A 4,939-nucleotide genomic window follows, 5' to 3' on the forward strand; every position below is an offset into this window, starting at 1 on the left:
GAGTCATTTATCCACATAACCCACCTCCCGTTCTGTGGGTTCTTCGTTACTTAGTATGGTTAGATAGGGGGGCATAAATCGACTAAATCCTTATCTGGCAAGAGACTTAATTGATTAGTTCGCTCTCGATAAAAAATAATTGACAAAAATCGCCAAATGCCTTTCTATATAAGGGTTCCATCCCTTATAACCCCCGTCCATTGCATAACAAAAACCGAAGAACCGTTCTGTGTTATTATCATACGATGCTCACACAGAACCTAGAAGAGCCTGTAATATATGGTTTTTGGGAAATTCTCATGGTTTTTTATAAATGGTTGTTTCAAGTTTATAATTTTAATGGATGTGATGATTTAGTAACTGACTTTAATACGAAAGCTAAGGTTATTAGGGAATTTGATCCGCCTCGATACTTCTTGACTTCTCTAGAGTGGAATAAATATGAATCACCCAATGAAATCGGTTTAATCAACGATGCCAAAGAATTAATAAATGAATTTCACGGAACTTTATATATATTAAATCTACTTCCTCGTAGATTTTATATAAGTCCGCCTATTTATAACTGTTTTTCTGATTATACAGATGAATTTGCAGGATTTTATAATAATAAAAATATTTATTATACCAAAGTTCAGAATTTTTCAGAAAAAAATTCTAATTTCGCTAAAATAATAAGACTTTTAGGACGAGATTGTCCAAACGTTAATTGGGTTGATCTTTATAGAATTTATGAGCTTATTTTAGCAGACAAACAAAACAGGTATTTATTTAGTGTTTATACCAAAGATGAATGGGGCAGATTCAAAAGAACTGCCAATAGTCCTTATCCTGAACACGCTGGGGATGATTCTAGACACGGTTTTCTAAAAGGAAAGCCAATGAAAGATCCTCTCCCTATTGAAGAAGCTAGAACGATGATTTTAAGAGCCTGTCAAAAATGGATAGAACAAGAAATCAGTATTGTGATTTCTCATCGCTCATATCGCTTATATATGCCAGTAGATGATTAGTGAAATGAACATTCCCACCGCAAGTAGCGGGGTATCACTTCGCTCCGCTCACACGCGTTGCGGTTCGGCTCCGCTCAACAGTGCCCTTCGGACACCGTATCTCGAAACGCCGCAAGCGGCGGGGGATTCGACCCGTAGAACCCCCCAAAAGCTTGGATTGAGTGATAGAATCGGAAGCAATACTAAATCCGTTGACTATAGGCTACATATCAGGAGAGGCAGTCATGCAAAAGGGGGAATAAATAATCAGTTTTTAATAACTGGATTTAGTAGAATAACTAAAAAGCTTGTTTAATGCCGATGACCAGTCTTATTTCCCCCACTACCGTCTCCTCAACCCGTTTAAGTCTCAGCTATCAAGTGGCTATGCCGGAACCGACTTCACACCTCTTTGAAGTTACTCTACAGATTACCGGTTGGCAAGCTCCGATTTTAAACCTAAAAATGCCGGTTTGGACTCCCGGTTCCTATCTAGTGCGGGAATACTCCCGTTTAGTCCAAGATTTTCAAGCTGTTAACCTCAACAGTCGCAAAGTTGCTAAAAATCACTGGCAGATTGACAATGGTGACAGTTCCGAAATAACGGTCAAATATCGCGTTTTTGCCCACGATTTAACCGTCAGAACCAACCATCTTGATGATACTCACGGTTACTTCAACGGGGCTGCTTTATTTTTCTATATCCCCGATTATCAAAAACATCCCCTCACCCTGACAATTATCCCTCCCCATGCCGATTGGCGCGTTACCACTGCCTTAAAATCTTTACCCGGACAGAAAAACACCTTTCAGGTTCCCGATTTTGATACCCTAGTGGACAGTCCCGTGGAAGTGGGGATTCATCAGTTATACGATTTTGTCGTCGAGGGAAAACCCCATCAATTAGCTATCTGGGGACGGGGAAACGCCAATCCTAGTCAAATTATCGCCGATACGACTAAAATTATTCAAACCGAGTCGGCTATGTTCGGTGGACTCCCTTATGATAATTATCTCTTTTTGCTACATCTTTCGGCGGCTGGTTACGGGGGACTAGAACATAAAAATTCCTGTACCCTTAACTATGCGCGTTTGGGATTGCGAGATAAGGATAAATATCATCGTTTTCTGCAATTAGTCGCTCATGAGTTCTTTCATCTCTGGAATATCAAACGTATTCGCCCAAAAGCTTTAGAAAGCTTCGATTATGATGCAGAAAATTATACTTCTTCCCTCTGGTTTGCCGAAGGAACCACCAGTTATTACGATATAGTAATCCCTCTAAGGGCGGGAATATACGATAGTAAGACTTTTTTAGAGCTTTTAAGCAAAGAAATCAGCCGTTATCTCAATATACCCGGTCGTCTTGTCCAACCTCTAGGCGAATCGAGTTTCGATGCCTGGATAAAACTCTACCGACGGGATAGCAATAGCGATAATAGTCAAATTTCCTACTATCTCAAGGGGGAATTATTGTCGCTGCTTCTCGATTTACTAATTCGCACCCACACCGATAACCGTCGTTCCCTCGATGATGTTTTACGCTCGATGTGGCAACATTTCGGTAAAGAGGAGATTGGTTATACCGATGGGGAATTGCAAGCAATTCTCGAATCTGCCGCAGGAGTGGATTTAAGCGACTTCTACCGCCGTTATATCGACGGTTTGGCAGAATTACCCTTTAATGAATATCTTGAACCTTTTGGACTCTATCTGCGCGGTGTTGGCAATGGGGAGACGATACCTCATCTGGGAATGCGGGTACAGAGTGAAGCGGGTAAAGAAATGATTAAATTTGTCGAGATGGGTTCCCCTTGCCAAAAAGCGGGAATTAATGCTGATGATGAGTTATTAGCCATCGATGGATTGCGGGTGACGGCGGAACAGTTAAACGAAAGATTAAAAGACTACCGCGCAGGTGATATTATTCAGATAACAGTCTTTCATCTCGATGAATTGCGAACCCTTGCTGTTCCACTGGCTGCCCCGCAGACGATTCGCTATGAAATTATCAGGGTAGAAAATCCTTCTAATAGCCAGAAACAAAATTTTTCCGCATGGGTAAATCCCGTTTAGTTCTTGGTTAAATCAACAAAAAAATGTCTATTAACGCCGAAATTCCTTTCCTTACTCTCGCCTATTTTGAGAATAAATTTATCCCTTTTACTGAGGCAAAGTTATCCGTTGCTACCCACGCACTACACTACGGAACTGCCGCTTTCGGTGGTTTACGAGGTACTCCCGACCCTAGCAATCCAGGACAGATATTATTATTTAGATTGGAACGTCATTGTCAGCGTTTAAGTCAAAGTGCTAAGTTTCTTAATTACGAGATTCCTGCCGATAAAATCTATCAAATAATTATCGATTTTGTTAAAAAGAATCAGTGTAATCGACCTTTTTATATTCGTCCCCTTGTCTATAGTTCGGGGTTGGGAATTGCCCCGCGATTGCATGGTATCGAGAAGGATTTTCTAGTCTATGGTCTAGAAATGGATGATTATTTAGCAGCCGATGGGGTTAACTGTCGGATTAGTTCTTGGTATCGTCAAGAGGATAGAAGTTTCCCGTTGCGAGGTAAAATTAGCGCCGCTTATATCACTTCTGCTTTAGCAAAAACGGAAGCGGTAGAATCGGGGTTTGATGAGGCAATTTTAATGAATTCTCAGGGTAAAGTCTGTGAAGCGACGGGAATGAATATTTTTATCATCAGAAATGGTCAGCTAATTACTCCTAGTTTTGACCAAGATATCCTAGAGGGTATTACTAGAGATAGTGTTTTAACTATCGCGCGGGATTTGGGTATTCCGGTTATTGAAAGACCCGTAGATAAGACGGAGTTATTTATCGCTGATGAGGTGTTTTTAAGTGGCACTGCGGCGAAAATTACTCCGATTAAAAGGATTGAAACTTTTTCTTTACCCGCGGCTAAACCGATTACTTATCAGTTAAAAGAAAAGTTAAGTTCTATCGTTCTCAATCAGGAACCAAAGTATCAAGATTGGATTACTCAAGTTCCTTTATAGTTAGAGAAATTTACTTGATTTTTCCTTGAGATGCGTCAAATGATGGCGCATCTCAAGGAACCCTGAAATGAACGGAAATTATTCATTTTTCGGTTTGGCTCCTTCCTGTATGTAGGGTATAGTTTTATTAGGATCAATCTTCAGGATGGGTTTATTATCTCTTGCTATTTTTTGTCTTTGATTATCGCTTTCTTGCTGATTTTGATTATTATCGGTTGTATGTTCCATAGTAGAGCAAATAAGTATGACAAATATTCGGCTTACCTATGATTATACCTTAAACTCTATCAAAGTTGTCAAGGATAGTATTAATCAACTAAAGACAAAACTTACTTTGATTCTGACTATTAGCGGTGTTTTGGTTAATTTTGGCAAAGATTTACCTGCTTATATAGTTTCCCTTGAATGTAACCAGTCTATTTATCCTTGTCTTACCTGCTATCTTTTGAAATTTTTGGCCTATTTATTCACAATTATTACTATTGGCTTAGGATTATGGGGTCTATCCCCAGTAGTGGGTGGTGAAATTATCCTACCAGAACAATTGCTTGCTGAGGAATGGAACCAAGCAGAGGAAGAAGACTATCTAACGGCTTTAATACAATATTTACAAACAGAAACTTTAGTTATAATCTCTAAAATTAGAGAGCAAAAAGCAATTAGATTAAATTGGGCAATTAGGACGATAGTAACAGCAGTAATCTTGTTTTTATTAGATGAGATGATTTTTATTTCTATTCCTGTTTTGGGTAAATTTTGTGCGGGAATCTAACCCTAATGGGACTTAGGCGTTTTCGGTCAGCAAAAAAGGCTCAAACCATTACGGGACAAAGGGTTAACCTCGATTTATGATTTTCCTTGATATATCTGGACTTCCCTGTTGACAAAAGGCCATAACCTATGCTGTAGGAGGGATTAAGA

General features: G+C 39.5%; 5 protein-coding genes. 4 read left to right on the forward strand and 1 reads right to left on the reverse strand.

What is annotated here, in order from left to right; genetic code table 11:
• The first annotated feature begins 245 nt into the window (after positions 1-245).
• The 3 genes from IM477_RS21670 (at position 246) to IM477_RS21680 (ending at position 4,018) form a co-directional block, all read left to right on the forward strand.
• The gene (locus tag IM477_RS21670; protein WP_287733416.1) at positions 246-1,013 is read left to right on the forward strand and encodes a hypothetical protein; all 768 of its coding nucleotides are present in this window, start codon (positions 246-248) and stop codon (positions 1,011-1,013) included.
• Between the two features lie 294 nt (positions 1,014-1,307).
• The gene (locus IM477_RS21675; protein ID WP_287733417.1) at positions 1,308-3,068 is read left to right on the forward strand and encodes a M61 family metallopeptidase; all 1,761 of its coding nucleotides are present in this window, start codon (positions 1,308-1,310) and stop codon (positions 3,066-3,068) included.
• Between the two features lie 23 nt (positions 3,069-3,091).
• Positions 3,092-4,018, forward strand: coding sequence for a branched-chain amino acid transaminase (locus IM477_RS21680; protein ID WP_287733418.1), 927 nt, complete (start codon positions 3,092-3,094; stop codon positions 4,016-4,018).
• 78 nt (positions 4,019-4,096) lie between these two features.
• Here the strand turns inward: IM477_RS21680 and IM477_RS21685 are convergent, their stop codons facing one another.
• Complete coding sequence (locus IM477_RS21685; protein ID WP_287733419.1) at positions 4,097-4,246, reverse strand: hypothetical protein; 150 nt, start codon at positions 4,244-4,246, stop codon at positions 4,097-4,099.
• A 16-nt stretch (positions 4,247-4,262) separates the two neighbouring features.
• Here IM477_RS21685 and IM477_RS21690 point away from each other — a divergent pair, with 16 nt between their 5' ends.
• Positions 4,263-4,790, forward strand: coding sequence for a Pycsar system effector family protein (locus IM477_RS21690; RefSeq protein WP_287733420.1), 528 nt, complete (start codon positions 4,263-4,265; stop codon positions 4,788-4,790).
• Positions 4,791-4,939 lie beyond the last annotated feature (149 nt).

The sequence above is a fragment of the Microcystis sp. M090S1 genome, from assembly GCF_020246295.1.
Taxonomy (GTDB): Bacteria; Cyanobacteriota; Cyanobacteriia; order Cyanobacteriales; family Microcystaceae; genus Microcystis; species Microcystis aeruginosa.

Coding starts and splice junctions, on each gene's coding strand:
- IM477_RS21670 (WP_287733416.1), top strand. CDS start 246: ATGCTCACACAGAACCTAGAAGAGCCTGTAATATATGGTTTTTGGGAA.
- IM477_RS21690 (WP_287733420.1), top strand. CDS start 4,263: ATGACAAATATTCGGCTTACCTATGATTATACCTTAAACTCTATCAAA.
- IM477_RS21680 (WP_287733418.1), top strand. CDS start 3,092: ATGTCTATTAACGCCGAAATTCCTTTCCTTACTCTCGCCTATTTTGAG.
- IM477_RS21685 (WP_287733419.1), bottom strand. CDS start 4,246: ATGGAACATACAACCGATAATAATCAAAATCAGCAAGAAAGCGATAAT.
- IM477_RS21675 (WP_287733417.1), top strand. CDS start 1,308: ATGCCGATGACCAGTCTTATTTCCCCCACTACCGTCTCCTCAACCCGT.